A 20,021-nucleotide genomic window follows, 5' to 3' on the forward strand; every position below is an offset into this window, starting at 1 on the left:
GCCGTCGTCCCCGAAGACCTCGCCGCCGCGATTGCCGCCGACCCGGCCGCCGCGGCGATGTTCGAGCGCCTGACCAGCCAGAACCGCTATGCGCTCACCCATCGGCTCGGTCAGCTCAAGCGGGCCGAGACCCGGTCGCGCCGGATCGGGGAGTACGTCGCGATGCTCGCGCGCGGGGAGACGATCTATCCGCAGAAGTCGTAGATCCGCTGCGGCCCGGGACGTCGGCAATGGTCCATTGCTGACACCTGACGAGCGGAAGCCGCCACTCACTCTCCAGGGGACGGCGCGCCGGCATGATCGCGCGAGTCCACGATCAGCCCGTCGCGTACCCGCACCACGAACACGCACGGGATGCTCGAGGTCGTCGCCCCCCGCGTCACCTCGTAGTGGAAGTCGGCGACGACGACCTCGGGGTCGGTCGTGGTGTGCACGACCACGTCGGCCGGCCCGAACGCGTCCGGCGCTCCCAGTCGTGCCGGCGCAGGTCGTCGCGGGTGCGCAGCGCCGGGATCGCGGGGTTCACGGGGTGGATGACGTGGGTCCGCTCCGCGTAGAGCGCGACGAGGCGCTCGACCTGCGACCCGTCGCGCGGACGCCGTCGCGAACCGTCGTCGGGTCCTCGCCGCTGCCCAGGAGCTGTTCGCCGAGCAGGGCGTCGAGGCATCCACCGAGGAGATCGCGCGGCGCGCGGGCGTCGGGGTCGGCACCGTGTTCCGGCACTTCCCGACCAAGCGCGGCCTCGTCGAGCACGCCCTGGTCGCCCACCTCGACGGGCTCGGCGACCGAGCCCGGGGCGCCGGGGCGGGCGAGGACGCGGTGGCCGCGCTCGTCGGGCTCGTCACGGAGATGGCCGAGCACGCGCCGACGAAGCTCGCGATGGCCGGGCACCTGCTCGACGACGGCGAATTCGGGGAGGCGGCGAGCGCGGCCTCCGCCCGGGTCCGACAGGTCGTGGGGGAGGTCCTCGAGCGCGCACAGGCGACCGGTCGCGTCCGAGCCGACGTCGGCGTGGACGAGATCTACTTCCTGGTGCGCGGCGTCGCGCAGGCCCAGGCGTTCCTCGCCGTCGACCCGCAGGTGCGCCGCCGGGCGATCCAGGTCGTGGTCGACGGCCTGAGGTGCGCCCCGCGCTCGTGAGCACTACATGTCGATATGGCCGCACTTACTGCTCACGAGGCCGCAGGCCACCTACTCGTCGAAGGCCAGCACCGACGCCGTGAACCCGTGCACGTGGTTCTTCGCGCCCACCGGGCCGATCTCGCCGTCGGCGAAGAACCCCGCGACGCGCGGCGCGAGGCCGCGGCGGACCGCGCGGACGTCGTGGCTCGCGCCGCCGGTGGGGGAGTCCGGCTCGCCGAACATGAGCCGCCCGCGTCCGGTGCACGTGAACAGCAGCGCCCCGCCGACCGGCCCGTCCTCGCCGCTCATCGCCATCAGCGCGTCGAGGTCCTCGCCCGCCGTCGTCGCGTCGCGCACGTGGAAGCGCACGGTGCGCCCGACCTCGACGACGTCGCCCACCGTCACCGCGCCGGTGTCTTCGTCGGCCCCGACGACGCCGCGGACGAGGAAGTCCCCGCGGCCGTGGGAGTCGGCGTACTCGTCCATCGCGATGCCCAGGTGCAGGCCGCGCAGCACGAGCTCGCGGTCGTCGTCGTCGAGGTCGCGGAGGATCTCCTCGAGCTTGCGGTAGGCCGGCATTCCCGCCAGCGCGTGGAGCTCGGCGCCCTCGGCGGCCGTCACCGTCATCGTCGGGCCGATCGGTCGGCACCCCTGGCTGACCAGCGTGCGCACGCCGACCTTGCCGCCGAGCAGCACCCCGACGGCGCCGCGCTCGTGCACCTCGCCGTCGAGGAACAGCCGGGCACCGCCCGGGGCAGGCCGTGACGGTCCGAGCGCCGTCGTGCCGACCGGGGCCGTGGCCAGCCCGCCGACCAGCGGCAGCCCGCCCAGCGCGGAGTCGGACTGCTCGACGAAGCCCTGCGCGGGGAACGTGAACGGGTCCGCGAGCAGCACCGCCACGGCGTCGTCCTCGGCGGGCACCGGCATCCCGCCCACCGAGATGCCGCCCTCGTGACGTGCGGCCTGCAACCGGTACGGCGTCACCCGCACGTCCGGCAGCGACGCCGCCCACACGGCGACGGCGGGCGTGTCCTCGACCCCGCGCCCGTCCGCGATGACCCCGGACGCGCGGCAGCCGAACGACGTCGTCGCCCCCGCGATCTCCATCGCCCGCTGGCCCGCGCTCGCCGCGACGTCCGGGTCGGGGTGGGAGACGAAGACACTGAGCAGGTCGGGCCGACGGCCGTGCAGCGGCGCCGTCGCGGCCGCCACCGCGGTCTCCGCTGCGGCGAGCAGGTCGGGTCCCTGGGCGAGTCCGTCGCCGAAGTCGGGCATGCGTCGAGTATGGACACCGCGCCCGGGGGCGAAACCCGGCCCGTGCCCGTCCGGGTAGACTCGACGGCGATGGCCGCCACCGACAGTGCGCGGCGCCTGGCCGAGATCGCGGCCCTGGCCGCCGCCGACAAGCTCGCCCAGGACGTGGTCGCGATCGACGTCTCCGAGCGCCTCCCGCTGACCGACTGCTTCGTCATCGCCTCCGCGCCCAACGAGCGCCAGGTGCAGGCCGTGGTCGACAACGTCGAGGAGAAGCTGCGCGCCGAGGACGTCAAGGCGGTGCGCCGCGAGGGCACGCAGGAGGCCCGCTGGGTGCTCCTGGACTACGGCGACGTCGTGGTCCACGTCCTGCACTCCGAGGCTCGGGAGTTCTACGGCCTCGAGCGCCTGTGGAAGGACTGCCCGCGCATCGAGCTCCCGGCCGAGGTGTCCAGCCCGGTCGTCGCAGGCGACTGACCTCCTGCCATGACCGACCCCGGGGTGATCACGCGCGTCGTGCTGCTCCGGCACGGCCGCACCAGCTGGAACGCCGAGCGGCGCATGCAGGGCCGCCTGGATCCCCCGCTCGACGAGACCGGGCAGGCGCAGGCGGTCGAGGCGGCTCCCGCCGTGGCCGGGTTCCGGCCGGTCGCCCTCGTCTGCTCCGACCAGGCGCGCGCCCTCCAGACGGCCATGGCGGTCGGTGAGGCGTGCGGGCTGGAGCCGCGCAAGGAGCCCCGGCTGCGCGAGACCGACGTCGGGCAGTGGCAGGGTCTCGTCGACACCGAGGTGGAGGCGGGCTGGCCCGGTGGGCTCGACCGGTGGCGGAGCGAGCCCGCGTTCGCGCCGCCGGACGGGGAGTCGCGCGTCGACGTGGCCGAGCGGGCGCTGCCGGTGCTGCGGGAGCTGGTCGGTCCGTCGGAACCGGGGGCGGTCGGCGACACCGCGGTGCTCGTGGCCCACGGCGGCACGATCGGTGCGCTGACCTGCTCGTTCCTGGGCTGGCCCGTGGAGCACTGGTCCTCGGTGGCGCCGCTGGGCAACTGCCGGTGGTCGGTCCTGGAGTTCCGTATCGATCGGTGGCGGCTGGCCCAGTGGGGCGCGGGCGGCGTGTGACGGCGCCATGTGAGCGGATGTCGTCGCCCCGGCGACCACAATCGCTGCCATGCGCGTGCTCGTCCTCGGCGACTCGCTGAGCTTCCACGGCCCGGCCACCGCCCACCCGGCCGACGAGCCGCGGCTCTGGCCCCACGTGGCCGCCACCGGGCTGGCGGGCACCGCCGACCTGCACGCGGGTCTCGGCTGGACGGCCCGCCACGCCTGGGGCGCGGTCCGCACCGACCCGCGGGTGTGGGCGTCGGTCATGCACGCGGACGCGTTCGTGCTCGGCGTCGGGGGCATGGACTCGTTGCCCTCGCCGCTGCCGACCGCCCTGCGCGAGCTGATCGGGGTGCTGCGCCCGGCCGGGCTACGGGCGCGGGTGCGGGCCGCGTATCAGGCGGGGCACGCGACGGCGGCCTCCCGGGCGGCGCGCTGGACGGCGGGATGGCCCACCGCGCTCCCCGCGCACGAGACCGTGCGCTGCCTGGAGCGCTGCCGGGTGGCCGTGACGACGCTGCGCCCGCACGCCCCGGTGGTCCTGCTGCTGCCCCCGGTGCACCGCTCGTCCTTCTACGGCGGTGTGCACCCGCGCCGGTCGGGTCATGTCGCGGCGCTGCGGGCGTGGGCCGGTGAGCGGGGTGTGGTCACCGTCGACTCCGCCCCGCTCGTCGTCGAGCACGTGCTCACCGGGCGTGGGAATCCGGATGGCATCCACTGGGGGTGGGACGCGCACCGGGCCGTCGGGGAGGCAGTGGCGCGCGCCGTTGCGGAGGCGGTCGATGTGCCGTCCGGCGGGGGTCCGGCGCGCCCGATGGAGCAGTCGGGCGTCCCCAACGGCACCGGGTCCGCGTCCTGTCCCCAGGCGCCGGTCGTGAGCTCGGAGGACGCCCCGCCGCGTCCCTAACGTCCGGCAGGTGGTCCCTGACGACGCCCGCCTGCGGCTCCAGACCCTCGGTGCCCCGCGCCCGCCCGACCTCGGGCCCGGCGCGGCGATGGGCGCTGCGCCGGCGCCCGATCCGTCGGCGTGGCCCGATCCGGCGGTACGGCCCGGTCCGCCGGCGTGGCCCGATCCGCCGGGGTGGCCTGATCCGGCGGTGCGGCCCGGTCCGGAGCCGTGGGCGCAGGAGTCCGGTTTTCCGGCGCGGCCGCCGGACGAGGGTGAGCCGCGGGGGTGGCCGCCGGACCAGGGCGGTCGGCGGGCGTGGCCCACCGCGCCGGACGGCACCCCGGGCGCGCGGCTGCGCGTCGTGAGCGGGCCGCCTCCAGGCGCCGAGGGGTCCTGGGGCTCGATCGACGCGGCGGACTCGAACGACCCGTGGGAATCCGGGGACGACGCGCGGCCGGCGCCAGGACGTGTCCGCGGGGGACGGGAGCCCAGCGCCTGGGACGCACCGCGCCGCGGACCGGCCCGGTGGCTGCCCGCGTCGTGGCTCGCGGCGCGCTGGGACCCCGGCGGATGGGGCGCGATCGGGCTGGCCGTGGTTGCCGCGGCGGCGGCCGTCGCGGCCGCGGTCGGGGTGTGGGCCGGTCGGCCGGTGGCCGAGCCGGTGCCCGCGTTGCCGGTCGTGGTGGCCGGCGCGCCCGGTGCACCGTCGAGCGGCGGCCCACCCGGGTCCGTGGCCGTCGCGGCGCCGGCTCCCGGCGGGCCGGTGGTGGTGAACGTCGCGGGCAAGGTGCGCCGCCCGGGCCTGGTCACGGTGCGGGACGGCGCGCGGGTCGGCGAGGCGGTGGACGCGGCGGGCGGGGCGCTGCCCGCGGTCGACCTGACGCCGCTCAACCTGGCGTCGCGGGTGGTCGACGGGCAGCAGATCCTCGTCGGGGTCGCCGCGCCCCCGGCGGCTCCGGCGGCCGCGGCCGCGGCTCCCGGAGGAAGCGGCGGAGGTGGCGGGAGCGGGGCGCCCGCCCCGGGCGGGAAGCTGGACCTCAACGCGGCGACGCTCGAACAACTCGACGGACTGCCCGGCGTCGGCCCGGTCACCGCTAAGAAGATCCTCGACTGGCGGACCCAGAACGGCCGGTTCGCCGCGGTGGAACAGCTCCGCGAGATCCCCGGAATCGGTGATGCGCGGTTCGGCACGCTCCGCGAGCTGGTGCGGGTGTGACCGCGGCCCGGGGGCGGGGGAACGCCCCGACCGGGCGGCCCACCGGACGGCGCGACGCCGACGACGAGCCGCGTCCGCCGCTGGACGCCCGGCTCGTCCCGCCCGCGGTGGCGGCATGGGTGGGCGCGCTGGTGGCACTCGGGCTCGGGTGGGGCCCGGGCGTGCTCCTCGCGGCCCTCGCGCTGGTCGCCGCCGCGCTGGGCGGTCGGCGGCTGCTCGCGGCGCGGGGCTCGGGCGGCGAGGCTCCACGCTGGGCCGCCGGGCTGCTCGCGTCCGGGATCTGTGCCGCCGCCGTGGGTGGGCTCGCGAGCACCGCGGTCCATCAGGTCGCCGGGCACCCCCTGCGCGCCGCGGCCGTCGCGGGGTCCGCCGCGACGCTCGAAGTGATCCTGACCGACGACCCGACCCCGCTGCTCAGTACCGGGCCGGCCGGCGGCGCGCGGGTCGTGGTGCGGGGGGAACTGATCGCTGCCCAGGCGGCGGGCGCGCGCTGGCGCGGTGACGGGCGTGTGGTGCTGCTCGCGCCCGCGCAAGGGTGGGCGGGTCTGCTCCCCGGTCAGCGGGCCACCGCGAGCGGCACCCTGGGCGCCTCGACCCGGCCCGATCTCACCGTCGCGGTGCTGCGCACCCGTGGCCCGCCGCGCGAGGTCGGGCCGCCGCCCGGGGTCCAGCTCGCCGCCGGGGACCTGCGCGCCGGGCTGCGCGACGCCTCCCGCGCGGTCCTGGCCGACGAGCCCGGCGCGCTCCTGCCGGGGCTCGTCGTCGGCGACACGTCCCGCATCGGGCCCGACCTCGACCGCGACTTCCGGACCGCAGGCCTCACACACCTGCTGGCGGTCAGCGGCGCCAACGTGGCCTTCGTCCTGGGCGCCGTCCTGTTGCTCGCCCGGCTCGGTCGGCTCGGCCCGCGCACAGCGGCCGTGCTGGCGGTGCTCGCGCTGGTCGGCTTCGTCGTCCTCGCGCGGCCCTCGCCGAGCGTGCTGCGCGCGGGCGCGATGGGCTCGGTCGCGATCCTCGCGCTCGCCCTGGGACGGACGCGCTCCGTCCTGCCCGCGCTGGCCGCGACGGTGATCGTCCTGCTCCTGGTCGACCCGGCGTTGGCGGTCGACGCCGGCTTCGCGCTCTCGGTGCTCGCGACCGGGGCGCTCGTCCTGCTCGCGCCGGTGGTCGTGACCGCTCTGCGTCGTCGCGGGGTCCCGCCCGGGGTCGCCGAGGCGCTGGCGGTGCCGCTCGCGGCGCACGTGGCGACGGCACCCGTCGTCGCCGGGCTCTCGGGTCAGGTCAGCCTCGTCGCGGTGCTGGCGAACCTCCTCGCCGCACCCGTCGTCGCGCCCGCCACCGTGCTCGGGGTGCTGGCGGCGGTGCTCGCTCCCTGGTGGACCGCGGGCGCGCACGCCGCGGTGTGGGTGGCAGGCCCGGAGGTGTCGTGGCTGGTGTGGGTCGCGCACCGGTGCGCGGCGGTGCCCGGCGCGACGCTCACCTGGCCGGGCGGGCTGACCGGTGGGCTGCTCCTGGCGGGGCTCGTGCTGCTCGGCCTGGTGGCGCTGCGATGGCGGCGCCTCCGGCTGATCGCGCTGGCCGTCGTCGTCGGGCTGCTGCTCGTGCTCGTGCCGACGCGCGTCGCGCCCGTGGGGTGGCCGCCGCCGAACTGGGCCGTGGTCATGTGCGACGTCGGTCAGGGCGACGCGATCGTCCTGGCCACCGGGGAGCCCGGGCGCGCGGTGCTCCTCGACGCGGGCCCCGACGGGAGCGCCGTCGACGGGTGCCTGTCCCGTCTCGGGGTGCGCTCGTTCGCCCTCGTCGTGCTCTCCCATCTGCACGCCGACCACGTCGACGGCCTCGCCGGGGCCCTGCGCGGCCGGCCCGCCGCGGCGGTGGCGCTCGGGCCGGTGCACGAGCCCTTCGGGGCCCTCGCCCAGGTCACCGGGCGGGCCCGGGCCGCGGGCGCGCCGATCGTCGGCCTCGACCCGGGCGTCACGCTGCGGTGGCCAGGTCTCGCGCTCGACGTCCTCGGCCCCGTGCACCCGAGCCCGCACGTCGACGCGGACGACGGCACCGAGGTCAACGACACCTCGGTGGTCCTGCGCGCCACCACCCCGCTCGGACGCGTCCTGCTGCCCGGCGACGCCGAGCGCTCCTCCCAGGAGTCCCTGCTGGCGTCCGGGGTCGACCTGCGCGCCGACGTGCTCAAGGTGCCGCACCACGGCTCGCGGTCCTCGCTGCCCGCATTCGTCACGGCGGCGCACGCGCGGCTCGCGCTGGTCAGCGTCGGGCGGGGTAACAGCTACGGGCACCCGAACCCGGCGATGATGGGCCTGCTCGCCGGGACCGGGGCGCTCGTGCGGCGCACCGACCAGGCCGGTGACCTCGCGCTCGTGCCCGGGGCGGGCGGAGGCCGGAACGGTGGGGGGATCACCGTCGTCGCCCGCGGCGATCCCCGTCCCGACCCGAAACGGCGTTGACCGCCGTGAGTGCTACCGCAGCCCGAGGGCCTCGCGCACCGCGGCCGACGTCGCGGGCACGGTCGCCGTCGGGCCGACCTGGCCCTCGATGGCGTCCAGCGTCTTGAGTCCGTCGCCGGTGATCAGCAGGACGGTGTCGGCGTCCGGGTCGAGCGTGCCCGCCTCCAGCTGCTTCTTCGCGTTCGCGACGGTGACCCCGCCCGCGGTCTCGGCGAAGATGCCCTCGGTGCGCGCGAGCAGCCGCATGGCCTCGCGCACCTCGTCGTCGGTCACGTCGGTGACCGAGCCGCCGGTCCGGCGCACGGCGTCGAGCACGTACGGGCCGTCGGCGGGGTTGCCGATCGCGAGGGAGCGGGCGATGGTGTCCGGCTTCTGCGGCCGGACGACGTCGGTGCCCTCGGCGAACGCCGTCGACACCGGGGAGCACCCGGCGGCCTGGGCGCCGGAGATCCGCCAGCCGGCGCCGTCGACGAGGCCGAGGGAGGCCAGCTCCCCGTACGCCTTGTCGATCTTGGTGAGCTGCGAGCCGGACGCCACCGGGATCACCGTCTGCGCCGGGATCCGCCACCCGAGCTGCTCGGCGATCTCGTAGCCGAGCGACTTCGACCCCTCGGCGTAGTAGGGCCGGACGTTGACGTTGACGAACGCCCAGTCCTCCTGCTCGAAGGCGAGCTCGGTGGCCAGGCGGTTGACGTCGTCGTAGGACCCGTCGACGGCGAGCAGGAAGGTCTCGTAGACCGCGGTCATGATCACCTTCGCCCGCTCCAGCGAGGACGGGATGAGCACGACCGAGTCCCACCCGGCGCGCGCCGCGGCGGCGGCGGTGGCGTTGGCCAGGTTGCCGGTCGACGGGCAGGCGAGCACCCGGAAACCGAGCTCCCGCGCGGCGGCGAGCGCGACGGCGACCACGCGGTCCTTGAAGGAGTGGGTCGGGTTGCCGGTGTCGTCCTTGACCCAGAGGTTGCGGAACCCCAGCTCGGCGCCGAGCCGGTCGGCCTTCACGAGCCGGGTGAAGCCGGGGTCCATGTTCGGGTGCGCCTCGACCGTCGAGGGGACGGGCAGCAGGTCCTTGTAGCGCCAGATGCTCTTCGGGCCGCGCTCGATCTGCTCGCGGGTGATGCGGCCGAAGTCGTAGGCCACCTCGAGGGGACCGAAGCACTGGGGACAGGCGAACTCGGCCGCGAGGGCGAGGCGGTGGCCGCAGGCCCGGCACGCGAGAGCGGCGGCGGGACCGAGATCGAGAGACGGACCGTCGGTCCCGGAGGCGGTACTCGACGAGCCGGAGGCAGTCATGGTCATGAAAGGAATCTCCTCATCTTCCCCGCCGGCGGCGGGTCGGAATTGGCACCGGTCTTGCCCTCCGCATGCGCGGATGCCGCCGGTTGCCGGGGTGTCGTCGGGCCGTTCCCTCTACCCCTCTGGATGAGCCGTATTCGGTTGTGGTGCGCGACGGGATCGATCAGGGCCGCGCGCAACGGGCACGTTACGGCACCGTGTAGGCGGCGGGCCACCGCGGAGCGACGTTGCGCACGCCACGTTGTCGGGGGCTCCTGCGAGGATGGCGTCGTGCCGCCCCGAGCCCGCCCCGCGTCAGGCGCGAAGCCCCCGTCCGTCGAGGTCGACGACGCGGCGGTGCGCCTCGTCGTCGGCGACGAGGGCCTGCTGGTGGAGCGCGCGGTGTCCGGCGTGGTCGCGGCCGCCCGCCGCCAGGACCCGGACGTCGAGGTCCGCTCGCTGAAGGCGAACGAGGTCACCGCGGGGCTGCTGGCCGAGCTGGTGAGCCCGTCGCTGTTCGCCGAGGCCCGGGTGGTGGTGCTCGAGGCCGCCCAGGACGCGAACGCCGACGTCACCACGGTGCTCGTGGACTACGCGAAGGCCCCGACGGACGGGGTCTCGCTCGTCGTCGTGCACGCGGGCGGGGCCAAGGGCAAGGCGCTGGTCGACGGGCTGAAGAAAGCGGGCGCCGCGGTCACCGAGGCGCCGAAGCTGCAGCGCTACGAGCAGCGGGCCGACTTCGTGCGCGCCGAGGTCCGCCTGGCCGGTGGCACTGTCACCGGGGAGGCGCTGGGTCTGCTGCTCGACGCCATCGGGTCGGACCTGCGCGAGCTCGCCGCGGCGTCGTCGCAGCTGGTGAGCGACTCCGGGGGTCAGGTCGACGCCGAGGCGGTCCGCCGCTTCCACCGCGGGCGGGCCGACGTCACCGGGTTCGCGGTCGCCGAACGCGCGGTGACCGGGGACCGGGCGGGGGCGCTCGAGGCGCTGCGCTGGGCGCTCGACACCGGGGTGGCGCACGTGCTGGTGGCCGACGCGCTGGCCGATGCGGTGCGCACCATCGCGCGGGTGAGCGCGGCGGGCCGGGGGGACCCGTACCGGATGGCTTCGGACCTCAAGATGCCGCCGTGGAAGGTCAAGAAGGCCCAGGGGCAGGCGCGCGGCTGGGACGGGCCGGGGCTCACCCGCGCGATGTCCCTGGTCGCCGACGTGAACGCCGACGTCAAGGGCGCCGCGGCCGATCCCTCCTACGCGCTGGAGCGGGCGACGGTGGAGCTCGCCGCGCTGGCCGGTCACGCCCGCCGTCGCTGAGCGCCGGACCGACCGCTCACGGGCGCCTGCCAGGGGCGGCTGAAGATCAGGAGCACACCAGGCGCCTCGTCGTGCTGCGTGAGCTGCCTGACGTGCCCGTCGTCGCGGGCCGGCGGGTCGCCTGCGTGATCAGGAGTACATCACGCAGCTCGGGGGCCGCCCCGCCGTGCGTGGTGTGCCCCTCGTGGCGCCGGCCCGGCCCGGCACAGCGGCACCCCGGAACGAACGAAGGGCACCGTCAGCCACGCGAGGTGGCCGACGGTGCCCTTCGGTGCGGCTTCGGCTCAGGCCGGGGTCTTGCCCGCCTTGGCGTCGACGGAGAAGCGATCCGCGCGGTGCGCCATGCGCGACTTCTTGTTCGCCGCCTGGTTCTTGTGGATGACGCCCTTGCTCGCGGCCTTGTCGAGCAGGCGCCCGGCCTCACGGCGGCGCTCGTCGGCGGCGGCGGTGTCACCGGCCTCGACGGTCTCGCGGTACCGGCGGATCGCCGTCTTGATCCGCGACTTGACCGCCCTGTTCCGCTGACGAGCCTCCTCGTTCTTGCGGTTGCGCTTTTCCTGCTGCTTGATGTTCGCCACTGGGCCTTCGAACCTCGATCAGTCGTGTCGTCTGGATGATGCGGGCGCGCCCGGGAGCGACACAGGCGTCCAGCCCGCACGGCGCAGTAGCCATCAGATTACCAATCACCCATGCGCACACTGCCGGTCGGGGGCCATGGGACCATGGGGACGAAGACCGTGCCCGAGCCCGAGCAGGAACGAGGACCTCGTTGAGCGAGACCACCACGTCGCAGCAGTCGGCCCAGACCCCTGGCCGACCCGGCACCGTGGGCTACGCCGACGAGACGTTCACCCCGCCGGAGCGAATCCGCAACTTCTGCATCATCGCGCACATCGACCACGGCAAGTCGACGCTGGCCGACCGGATGCTGCAGCTCACGGGCGTGCTGGGGGACCGGGCCTACCGGGCGCAGTACCTCGACCGCATGGACATCGAGCGTGAGCGCGGCATCACGATCAAGGCGCAGAACGTCCGCCTGCCCTGGTACGCCGCCGGGCCCGACGGCGAGATGCGCGACCACGTGCTGCACCTGATCGACACCCCTGGCCACGTCGACTTCACCTACGAGGTCAGCCGGTCGCTCGCGGCGTGCGAGGGCGCGATCCTGCTCGTCGACGCCGCGCAGGGCATCGAGGCGCAGACGCTCGCCAACCTCTACCTCGCGCTCGAGCACGACCTGGAGATCATCCCGGTCCTCAACAAGATCGACCTCCCCGCGGCCGAGCCGGAGAAGTACGCGGGGGAGATCGCGCACCTCATCGGGTGCGAGCCCGAGGACGTGCTGCGCATCTCCGCGAAGACCGGTGACGGCGTCGGGGCGGTGCTCGACTCCGTGGTGCGGCGGGTCCCGGCGCCGGTCGGCGACGCCGACGCCCCCGCCCGGGCGATGATCTTCGACTCGGTCTACGACACCTACCGCGGCGTCGTCACCTACATCCGCGTCGTCGACGGGCGGATCACCCCGCGCGAGCGCATCCGGATGATGAGCACGAACGCGGTGCACGAGCTGCTCGAGGTCGGGATCATCTCGCCGGATCAGAAGCCCTGCCAGGGCCTCGGCGTCGGCGAGGTGGGTTACCTCATGACCGGGGTGAAGGACGTCCGCCAGTCCCGCGTCGGCGACACGGTGACCTGGGAGCGCCGCGGCGCCGCCGAGCCGCTGGGCGGCTATCGCGACCCGCAGCCGATGGTGTTCTCGGGCCTCTATCCGATCGACGGCAGCGACTACCCGCTGCTGCGCGACGCCCTGGACCGCCTGCGCCTCAACGACGCCGCGCTGTCCTACGAGCCCGAGACCTCCGCCGCGCTGGGCTTCGGCTTCCGCTGCGGTTTCCTCGGCCTGCTGCACCTGGAGATCACCCGCGACCGGCTCGAGCGCGAGTACGGCCTCGAGCTGATCTCCACGGCGCCCAACACCGTCTACCGCGTCGAGCTCGACGACGGCAGCGAGGCGGAGGTGACCAACCCCGCGGACTGGCCCGAGGGCAAGGTCTCGGCGATCTACGAGCCGATCACCAAGGTCTCGGTGCTGGCGCCGTCCGAGTTCGTCGGCGCGATCATGGAGCTCTGCCAGTCGCGCCGCGGGCAGCTCGACGGCATGGACTACCTGTCCGACAGCCGCGTCGAGCTGCGCTACACGATGCCGCTCGCCGAGATCATCTTCGACTTCTTCGACGTCCTGAAGTCACGCACCCGCGGCTACGCGTCGTTGAACTACGAGCCCGCGGGCGAGCAGGCCGCCGACCTCGTGAAGGTCGACATCCTGCTGCAGGGCGAGGCGGTCGACGCCTTCTCGGCGATCGTGCACAAGGACGCCGCCTACGGCTACGGCAACTCGATGGCCTCGAAGCTGCGCGAGCTGATCCCGCGCCAGCAGTACGAGGTGCCGATCCAGGCGGCGATCGGCTCGCGGATCATCGCCCGCGAGACGATCCGCGCGATCCGCAAGGACGTGCTCTCCAAGTGCTACGGCGGCGACATCAGCCGCAAGCGCAAGCTGCTGGAGAAGCAGAAGGAGGGCAAGAAGCGGATGAAGACGATCGGCCGGGTCGACGTGCCGCAGGAGGCCTTCGTCGCAGCGCTCTCCACCGACCAGAACGCCGTGGACAAGGCGAAGTCCGGCAAGAAGTAGCCCGGACGCCCCCGACCGCGACGGGGATCACGACACGGGGCGTACCGACCGCGGTGTCCGGCTCGCGTAGACTGTTCGTGCAGGTGCCGAGCTGTCGGCCTGGGAGGGACCCCGAACGAAGAGGTCCGCGGACAGCTCCAACCGTCCGCCGTACCCCTCCGCGAAAGAGTTCTGTGACCAACGCTGCTGTCCTGCCCGACTCCGATCTTCCGCTCGACCCGTTCCTCACCGAGGCCGACGCCGACTCCGATGACGCCGGCGAGCAGGCCGTCGAGGACGGCGACGGGACCGAGGACGCCGGCGAGACCCCCAACGGGTTCGCCACCCTCGGCCTCGACGACCGCGTGCTCGGCACGCTGATCGACCAGGGCTTCCACACGCCCACCCCGATCCAGACCGAGACGATCCCGCTGCTGCTCGGCGGCCGCGACGTCCTCGGCCTGGCCCAGACGGGCACGGGCAAGACGGCCGCGTTCGCGCTGCCGCTGCTCTCCCGGATCGACCCGAACGTGCGCGCCCCGCAGGCGCTCATCCTGACGCCGACCCGTGAGCTCGCGATCCAGGTCGCGGAAGCCATCGAGTCGTTCTCCGCCGGGCTCTCCCACGTGCACGTGGTGCAGCTCTACGGCGGCGCTCCCTACGGTCCGCAGCTCTCCGGCCTGCGCCGCGGCGCGCAGATCGTCGTCGGGACCCCCGGTCGCGTCGCCGATCACCTCGAGAAGGGCACGCTCGACCTCACCGACGTCGGGTACTTCGTGCTCGACGAGGCCGACGAGATGCTGCAGATGGGCTTCCTCGACGAGGTCGAGAACATCTTCGGCATGCTGCCCGCCGACCGTCAGGTGGCGCTGTTCTCCGCGACGATGCCGTCGGCGATCCGCGAGGTGAGCCGCAAGCACCTGAACTCGCCCGAAGAGGTCTCGATCAAGGGCAAGACGACGACGGTGGCGAACACCCGCCAGCGCTACGTCGTGCTGCCCGACCGGCTCAAGGCCGACGCCCTCGCCCGCGTCCTGCAGGTCGAGGACTTCGACGCCGCCCTCGTGTTCGTCCGGACCCGGCAGAACACCACGGACGTCTCCGAGGCCCTGAACCGTCGCGGCTTCTCCTCGGTCGCGATCTCCGGCGACCTGTCGCAGCAGCAGCGCGAGAAGACGATCGCCGATCTGCGCTCGGGCAAGCTCGACGTGCTCGTCGCCACCGACGTCGCCGCACGCGGGCTCGACGTCGAGCGCATCACGCTCGTCGTCAACCACGACCTCCCGACCGACCCCGAGTCCTACGTGCACCGCATCGGGCGCACCGGCCGCGCGGGACGCTCGGGCGACGCGATCTCGTTCGTCACCCGCGGCCAGATCCGGCTGATGCGCGCGATCGAGAACACCACCCGGCAGAAGGCCGAAGAGATGTCGGTGCCGGGCACCGACGAGGTCAACGCGCGACGCCGGGCCCGGTTCGGGGAGCGGATCACCGCGGCCCTCGCCGGGGAGAAGGACGGCGGCGACCCGCTGCCCGTCTTCCGGAAGATCATCGACGAGTACGTCGCCGAGCACGACGTCGACCCGATCGAGCTCGCCGCCGCACTCGCGAAGATGGTGCAGGGCGGCAAGCCGCTGCTGGTCGAGGACCTGCCGGCCCCGCCGGCACGCGGCGACAAGCGTGGCCGGGACGACCGTGGCCGGGACGACAAGCCCGGCCGCGGGCAGGGCAAGGGCCGCGCGCCCGCCCCGTCGTGGTCGGTCGGCTCGGGCACGGACACCTACCGCATCGACGTCGGCCACAACCAGCGGGTGAAGCCGGGCGCGATCGTCGGCGCCATCGCCAACGAGGCGGGCCTCGACTCCGCGCACATCGGCCACATCGACATCCGCACCGACCACACGCTGGTCGAGCTGCCCGCGGACGTCCCGGGCAACGTCGTCAAGCGGCTGCAGCGGGCGCGCGTCGCCGGGCGGCCGATGGGACTGCGCCGGGCCTCCGAGGCCGGGGGTTCCTCCGACGGCCGGGGCGAGCGCGGCGCTCGGCCGGACCGCCGGGAGCACAGCTCGCGCTGAGCACCACCACGTGCTGACGCCGGCCAGTTTCTGACGCCGGCCCGGTTCTGACCGAAGGGCCCCGTCGCTCGATCCACTCGTGCGACGGGGCCCTTCGCTCGTTCCGGGGCCGCCGGCGGTTCGGGGCGGGACGGGTGCCGAGGGAATGCCGGGAGCCCGGAGCGCGTCACACCCGATGGCAGTCGGTGCGCGACGCACCTACCGTCGAGGGACGAGCGAGGGGAGACCGGCGGATGGCGCGCTCGGTGGTGATCGTCGGTGGGGGCCCGCGCGGGACCGGCGTGCTCGAACGCCTCGCCGCGTCCGCGCCGCGCCACGGTGTCGACGCCGAGCACCCCCTCGACGTGCATCTGGTCGACCCGTACCCGGCGGGCGCGGGCCGCATCTGGCGCAGCGCGCAGTCCGAGCTGCTGTGGATGAACTCCATGGCCGCGGACGTGACGATGTACACCGACGACACGGTCGTCTGCGAGGGACCGATCGTGCCCGGCCCGAGCCTCATCGAATGGGCGCAGCAGGTCCGTGGCGGCGAGCTCGACGGTGAGTCGGTGCCCGGGGGCCGCGTCGGTGACGAGGTGCGCGGGCTGCGCCCCGACACGTTCCCGACCCGCCAGCTGCAGAGCCACTACCTGGACTTCGTGCTCCGCCGCGTCCTCGACACCCTGCCCGAGGGGCTGCGGGTGCACGTCCACCGCGGACGGGCCGTGGGGGTCGTCGACGGCGACGTGCGGCGCGTGCGCATCGACATGAACGACCCGGCCGAGGGCTCCGTCGTGGTCCCCGCCGACGCCGTCGTGCTCGCCTCGGGCCACCTCGACGCCACCCCGTCCGACGACGAGGCCGCGATCGTCGACGCCTCGGAGCGGCTCGGCCTGCAGTACTTCCCGCCCGAGCAGACCACCGACTCCGACCTCGACGCGATCGAGCCCGGACGCACCGTGATCGCCCGCGGCATGGGCCTGGCGTTCGTCGACCTCATGGTGCTGATCTACGAGGGCCGGGGCGGGCGCTTCGTCGAGGCCGAGCGCGGCCGGCTCGAGTACGTCCCGTCCGGGCGCGAGGTGTTCCTGGCGGTCGGGTCGGGCCGCGGAGTGCCGTACCACGCGAAGACCGAGTACACGCTGCGCGGCCCGCGCCCGCCGCTACCCCGGTTCTTCGGCCCGGAGCAGGTCGAGGCGCTGCTCGCACGCGGCGAGGTCAGCCTGCGGGAGGAGGTGTGGCCGCTCATCGCCAAGGAGGTCGGCTGGGGCTGGTACCACGAGCTCCACCACGGCCACCCCGACCGCGTCACCACCACCTGGGACGAGTTCGCGGACCGATATGCCGCGCTGGACTGGTACTCCGACGCGCGCGAGGCGCTGGTCGCGGAGGCGGTGCCCGCCGAGTCCGACCGGCTCGACTTCGAGCGTCTCGACCGGCCCCTCGCCGGGGTCGACGCCGACCTCGACACGCTGCAGAAGCACCTGCGCGAGTACATCGCGGACGACCTGGCCCGCCACGTCGACCCGGCCCACACCGCCGAGCTGGGCGCGTTCACGGCGTTGCTGTCCGCCTACATGACCTCGAGCGAGCTCGCGAGCCGCGGCGGCCTGACCCCACGCTCGCGCGCCCATGACCTGTCGTGGTGGCAGAACCTGTTCTCGTCGATGGCCAGCGGGCCGCCCGGACCCCGTCTGCGCCAGCTGCTCGCACTCTCGCGCGCCGGCTACGTGACCTTCCTCGGCGCCGGGATCGACGTCGCCATCGACGAGTCCCCCGACGGCGGAGCACCCGAGCACGCCGATGGGGGGCCTGCCTTCGTGGCGACGAGTGCGTCCCTGCAGGGCGAGGTGCGTGCCCCGACCTTCGTCGACGCCCGGCTGGCGTCGCCCAGCGTGCGACGCACGGTGGACCCGATGCTCGCGTCGCTGACTGCGCACGGCGTGCTCGACGAGGAGACCCTGCGCTGGGAGGACCGGGCCACCCCGTGCGCTCTCGACGCGGTCGCCGACCGCGTCGAGAGCCGCGAGGTCCCCCTCGTCGTGCGGACCACGGGCCTGGTGCCGGTCCGTGCCGCGGACTTCCGGGTGCTGACCGGGCCCGACGACGAACCGCATCCGCGGCTGTTCGCCGTCGGCCCGCACACCACGGTGCGCCTGCCGGGCGCCTTCACCCGGCCGCGCACGAACAGCCTGAGCTTCCGCGCCAACGACGCGTGTGCTCAGGCCGTCCTGGCGAGCGCCACCGGCTCCTGAGCGGAGACGGTGCCGATCTCGCGCACGCGGGCCCGCTCCCGGAGCCGGTCGAGGGTCTGGCTGAGCAGCCGGGACACGTGCATCTGGGAGATCCCGAGCTGGGCGGCGATCTCGGACTGGGTCTGCTCGTGGATGAAGCGCAGCACCAGGATCCGGCGCTCCCGCTCCGGGAGCGTCCCCACCAGGTCCCGGACGAGGGCTCGGGCCTCGACGTGGTCGAGGTCCGGGTCGTCGGCCCCGAGCACGTCGGCCATCGTCGTGTCGGTGCCCTGGGTGAGCGTGGAGTCGAGGGACTCCGGGCGGTAGGAGTGGTGGGCCGAGATCGCCTCGATGACCTCTTCACGGTCCACACCGAGGTGCTCGGAGAGCTCCGTCGCCGTGGGGGCGCGCCCGAGCTGCTGGCTCAGCGTCGTCGAGGCGGCGCCCACCTGCAGGTAGCGGTCCTTCACCCCGCGCGGGGTGCGGATGGTCCACGCCGCGTCGCGGAAGTGCCTGCGGACCTCACCCATCATCGTCGGGACCGCGTAGGACATGAAGTCGCGGCCCTGGGTGGGGTCGTAGCGCCGCAGGGCGTGCAGCAGGCCGATCGAGGCGACCTGTTCGAGGTCGTCGACCGACTCGCCGCGCCGCGAGAAGCGCCGGGCGATGTTGTGGGCGACGGGCCGGTAGGCGTCCACCAACCGGCGGGTCAGCTCGTCGCGTCGCGGGTCGTCGGACGAGCAGGTGGACAGCTCGTCGAGGAGAGGGGCGTACTGGTCGTAGGCGCTGGTGCGCTCACTCATGCAGACCTCCGGATCGTGCCGTGACGACGGCACTGAGGTGGCCCGCGGTGGCTAGCCGGATGAACCACGTCGCGGTCGCGTGCGAGACGGGCACGGCGATCCGCGTCGGGAACACGGAGAGGGGATGCGGTCGCCAGGTGCCTCGAACCGGGACTGTGCGCTCAACCCTCGGACCATCGGCATGCCCCGCTGCGCCGGAGACCAAACATCGCGCGGCGGGCCGGGCCGCGGAGAGTGTGGCTCCACCCTCCGCGCGCCCGTCCGGTGCCGGTCTATCGCGTGAAGACGATCTTGCCGGCGGTCTCGCCGTCGGACATCGCCTGGAAGCCCTTGGCCGCCTCGGTCATCGGCAGCTCCTGGCCGATCTCCGGGCTGATGCCGGTGGTGGCGACGAAGTCGAGCAGGTCGCGCAGCTCCTCGAGGGTGCCCATGGTGGAGCCGACCAGGTTCTTCTGCAGGAAGAAGATCTGGGCCAGCTCGGCCGGGGGCTGGTTCCCGGAGGTGGCGCCGGAGCAGACGATGGTGCCGCCGGGCACCAGCGAACGCACCGAGTGCTTCCAGGTGGCCTCGCCGACCGTCTCGAACACGGCCGCGACCTTGCCGGGCAGCTTCGCGTTCGACTCGAAGACCTGGTGGGCGCCCAGGCGCAGCGCCAGCTCCCGCTTCTCGTCGGTGCGCCCGGTGACCCAGACCTGCATGCCCGCGGCGCGGCCGAGCGCGATCAGCGCCGTCGAGACCCCGCCCGAAGCGCCCTGGACGAGCATCGTCTGGCCGCCGCGCAGCCCGGACTTGGTGAACAGCATCCGGTAGGCGGTGAGCCACGCGGTGCCCATGACCGACCCCGACACCGCCGAGAGACCCTCCGGGCGGGGCAGCGCGTTGCGCTTCGGGACGACGACGTAGTCGGCGAAGCTGCCCTGCGCCCACTCGGTGAGCATCTTGCGCTTCGGGTCGAGGGTCTCGTCGCCCTTCCAGTCCGGGTCGCCCATCAGCGAGTGCAGGACGACGGGCGTGCCGTCGTCGAGCGTGCCCGCGCCGTCGCAGCCCAGGATCATCGGGAACTGATCTTCCTTGATGCCCACGCCGCGCAGGGTCCACAGGTCGTGCATGTTGAGGCTCGCGGCCTCGACCTTGACCCGGACCCACCCGTCGGGGACCTCCGGGTCGGGACGCTCGCCCACCACCAGGGCGGCGAGGGGATCGTCGGCGTTGGGCTCGGACGCATAGACGGCGAACATGGGTCCGAACCTATCCGCCCGACCCCGGCCGCCGCGATCGTGCCCGTCACGCGGAGACGGCGACGGGGCCCGCACCGCCGCGTCGGACGCTGCCGGTCGAGGCCTGCCCGCCACCGGCGTCGGCGCCGTCCGCGCGTACCGTGATGCGCGTGCTGCACGCGGTGGCGACCTGGTGGGACGGCGTCGAGCTGTGGCTGACCCAGCTCGATTTCACGCTCCAGGTGATCCTGGTCGTCGGCGTGCTCGGCCCGCTGTGCTGGGGGATCGCCGCGGTCGTGGACTCGCTGGTCGAGCGCACCGTCGCGTGGCGCCTCGCGGCCGTCGAGCGGCGCCGCGTCGGCGGGGGCTGACCGGGTGGACCGCCGTTACGCCCGGCTGTGGGTGTCCGGCACGCTCG

18 protein-coding genes and 1 riboswitch are annotated in these 20,021 nt (G+C 74.4%); of the genes, 12 read left to right on the plus strand and 6 right to left on the minus strand.

Features of this window, described 5'->3' with window-relative positions; all coding sequences use genetic code 11:
* A partial coding sequence (locus tag VGI02_RS08415) for a YdeI/OmpD-associated family protein (protein ID WP_331626858.1) occupies nucleotides 1-204 on the plus strand: 204 nt, incomplete at its 5' end.
* Between the two features lie 65 nt (nucleotides 205-269).
* Here the strand turns inward: VGI02_RS08415 and VGI02_RS08420 are convergent.
* Nucleotides 270-434, minus strand: coding sequence for a nuclear transport factor 2-like protein (locus tag VGI02_RS08420; protein ID WP_331626859.1), 165 nt, complete (start codon nucleotides 432-434; stop codon nucleotides 270-272).
* A 277-nt stretch (nucleotides 435-711) separates the two neighbouring features.
* Here VGI02_RS08420 and VGI02_RS08430 point away from each other — a divergent pair, with 277 nt between their 5' ends.
* The gene (locus VGI02_RS08430; RefSeq protein WP_414638220.1) at nucleotides 712-1,140 is read left to right on the plus strand and encodes a TetR/AcrR family transcriptional regulator; all 429 of its coding nucleotides are present in this window, start codon (nucleotides 712-714) and stop codon (nucleotides 1,138-1,140) included.
* A gap of 51 nt (nucleotides 1,141-1,191) precedes the next feature.
* Here VGI02_RS08430 and VGI02_RS08435 read toward each other — a convergent pair whose 3' ends face one another.
* Nucleotides 1,192-2,397, minus strand: coding sequence for an FIST signal transduction protein (locus tag VGI02_RS08435; RefSeq protein WP_331626861.1), 1,206 nt, complete (start codon nucleotides 2,395-2,397; stop codon nucleotides 1,192-1,194).
* A 69-nt stretch (nucleotides 2,398-2,466) separates the two neighbouring features.
* Between VGI02_RS08435 and rsfS the strand changes: the two genes are divergently transcribed.
* The 5 genes from rsfS to VGI02_RS08460 all read left to right on the plus strand — a co-directional run bounded on the left by rsfS (nucleotide 2,467) and on the right by VGI02_RS08460 (nucleotide 8,041).
* On the plus strand, nucleotides 2,467-2,853 hold the full coding sequence (gene rsfS, locus VGI02_RS08440) for a ribosome silencing factor (RefSeq protein ID WP_331626862.1): 387 nt from the start codon (nucleotides 2,467-2,469) through the stop codon (nucleotides 2,851-2,853).
* A 9-nt stretch (nucleotides 2,854-2,862) separates the two neighbouring features.
* Nucleotides 2,863-3,492, plus strand: a complete 630-nt coding sequence (locus VGI02_RS08445) for a histidine phosphatase family protein (RefSeq protein WP_331626863.1) — start codon at nucleotides 2,863-2,865, stop codon at nucleotides 3,490-3,492.
* 49 nt (nucleotides 3,493-3,541) lie between these two features.
* The gene (octT, locus tag VGI02_RS08450; RefSeq protein ID WP_331626864.1) at nucleotides 3,542-4,381 is read left to right on the plus strand and encodes a diglucosylglycerate octanoyltransferase; all 840 of its coding nucleotides are present in this window, start codon (nucleotides 3,542-3,544) and stop codon (nucleotides 4,379-4,381) included.
* 10 nt (nucleotides 4,382-4,391) lie between these two features.
* Complete coding sequence (locus VGI02_RS08455) at nucleotides 4,392-5,579, plus strand: helix-hairpin-helix domain-containing protein (protein ID WP_331626865.1); 1,188 nt, start codon at nucleotides 4,392-4,394, stop codon at nucleotides 5,577-5,579.
* Nucleotides 5,580-5,659: 80 nt separating this feature from the next.
* Nucleotides 5,660-8,041, plus strand: coding sequence for a ComEC/Rec2 family competence protein (locus VGI02_RS08460; protein WP_331626906.1), 2,382 nt, complete (start codon nucleotides 5,660-5,662; stop codon nucleotides 8,039-8,041).
* A gap of 12 nt (nucleotides 8,042-8,053) precedes the next feature.
* Here VGI02_RS08460 and thrC read toward each other — a convergent pair whose 3' ends face one another.
* A complete protein-coding gene (gene thrC / locus VGI02_RS08465) occupies nucleotides 8,054-9,334 on the minus strand; it encodes a threonine synthase (protein WP_331626907.1) in 1,281 nt (426 codons plus the stop codon).
* Between the two features lie 16 nt (nucleotides 9,335-9,350).
* A riboswitch (SAM riboswitch) is annotated at nucleotides 9,351-9,470 on the minus strand.
* A gap of 137 nt (nucleotides 9,471-9,607) precedes the next feature.
* Here thrC and holA point away from each other — a divergent pair.
* Nucleotides 9,608-10,624, plus strand: a complete 1,017-nt coding sequence (holA, locus tag VGI02_RS08470) for a DNA polymerase III subunit delta (RefSeq protein WP_414638221.1) — start codon at nucleotides 9,608-9,610, stop codon at nucleotides 10,622-10,624.
* Between the two features lie 284 nt (nucleotides 10,625-10,908).
* Here holA and rpsT read toward each other — a convergent pair whose 3' ends face one another.
* Nucleotides 10,909-11,202 carry a 30S ribosomal protein S20 gene (gene rpsT / locus VGI02_RS08475; protein ID WP_331626866.1) on the minus strand — a complete coding sequence of 98 codons (294 nt, stop codon included), beginning with the start codon at nucleotides 11,200-11,202 and terminating at the stop codon, nucleotides 10,909-10,911.
* A gap of 248 nt (nucleotides 11,203-11,450) precedes the next feature.
* On the opposite strand from rpsT, the gene lepA reads away from it, so the two are divergent.
* From lepA to VGI02_RS08490, 3 genes are all read left to right on the plus strand, one after another.
* Complete coding sequence (gene lepA / locus VGI02_RS08480; protein ID WP_331626910.1) at nucleotides 11,451-13,316, plus strand: translation elongation factor 4; 1,866 nt, start codon at nucleotides 11,451-11,453, stop codon at nucleotides 13,314-13,316.
* A gap of 173 nt (nucleotides 13,317-13,489) precedes the next feature.
* Nucleotides 13,490-15,370: a DEAD/DEAH box helicase gene (locus tag VGI02_RS08485; protein WP_331626867.1), complete on the plus strand. Its 1,881-nt coding sequence runs from the start codon at nucleotides 13,490-13,492 to the stop codon at nucleotides 15,368-15,370.
* A gap of 233 nt (nucleotides 15,371-15,603) precedes the next feature.
* Entirely contained in the window at nucleotides 15,604-17,604 is a 2,001-nt protein-coding gene (locus VGI02_RS08490; RefSeq protein ID WP_331626868.1) for an FAD/NAD(P)-binding protein, read from the plus strand.
* Here the strand turns inward: VGI02_RS08490 and VGI02_RS08495 are convergent.
* Entirely contained in the window at nucleotides 17,571-18,386 is an 816-nt protein-coding gene (locus VGI02_RS08495; RefSeq protein ID WP_331626869.1) for a SigB/SigF/SigG family RNA polymerase sigma factor, read from the minus strand. The genes VGI02_RS08490 and VGI02_RS08495 overlap by 34 nt on opposite strands.
* Nucleotides 18,387-18,658: 272 nt before the next feature.
* A complete protein-coding gene (locus tag VGI02_RS08500) occupies nucleotides 18,659-19,624 on the minus strand; it encodes a quinone oxidoreductase family protein (protein ID WP_331626871.1) in 966 nt (321 codons plus the stop codon).
* A 149-nt stretch (nucleotides 19,625-19,773) separates the two neighbouring features.
* Between VGI02_RS08500 and VGI02_RS08505 the strand changes: the two genes are divergently transcribed.
* Nucleotides 19,774-19,974 (plus strand): hypothetical protein, encoded by a 201-nt coding sequence (locus VGI02_RS08505; protein ID WP_331626872.1) that lies wholly within the window; start codon nucleotides 19,774-19,776, stop codon nucleotides 19,972-19,974.
* The last annotated feature ends 47 nt before the right edge of the window (nucleotides 19,975-20,021 follow it).

It is taken from the genome of Actinomycetospora sp. (assembly GCF_036497245.1).
Classification (GTDB): domain Bacteria; phylum Actinomycetota; class Actinomycetes; order Mycobacteriales; family Pseudonocardiaceae; genus Actinomycetospora.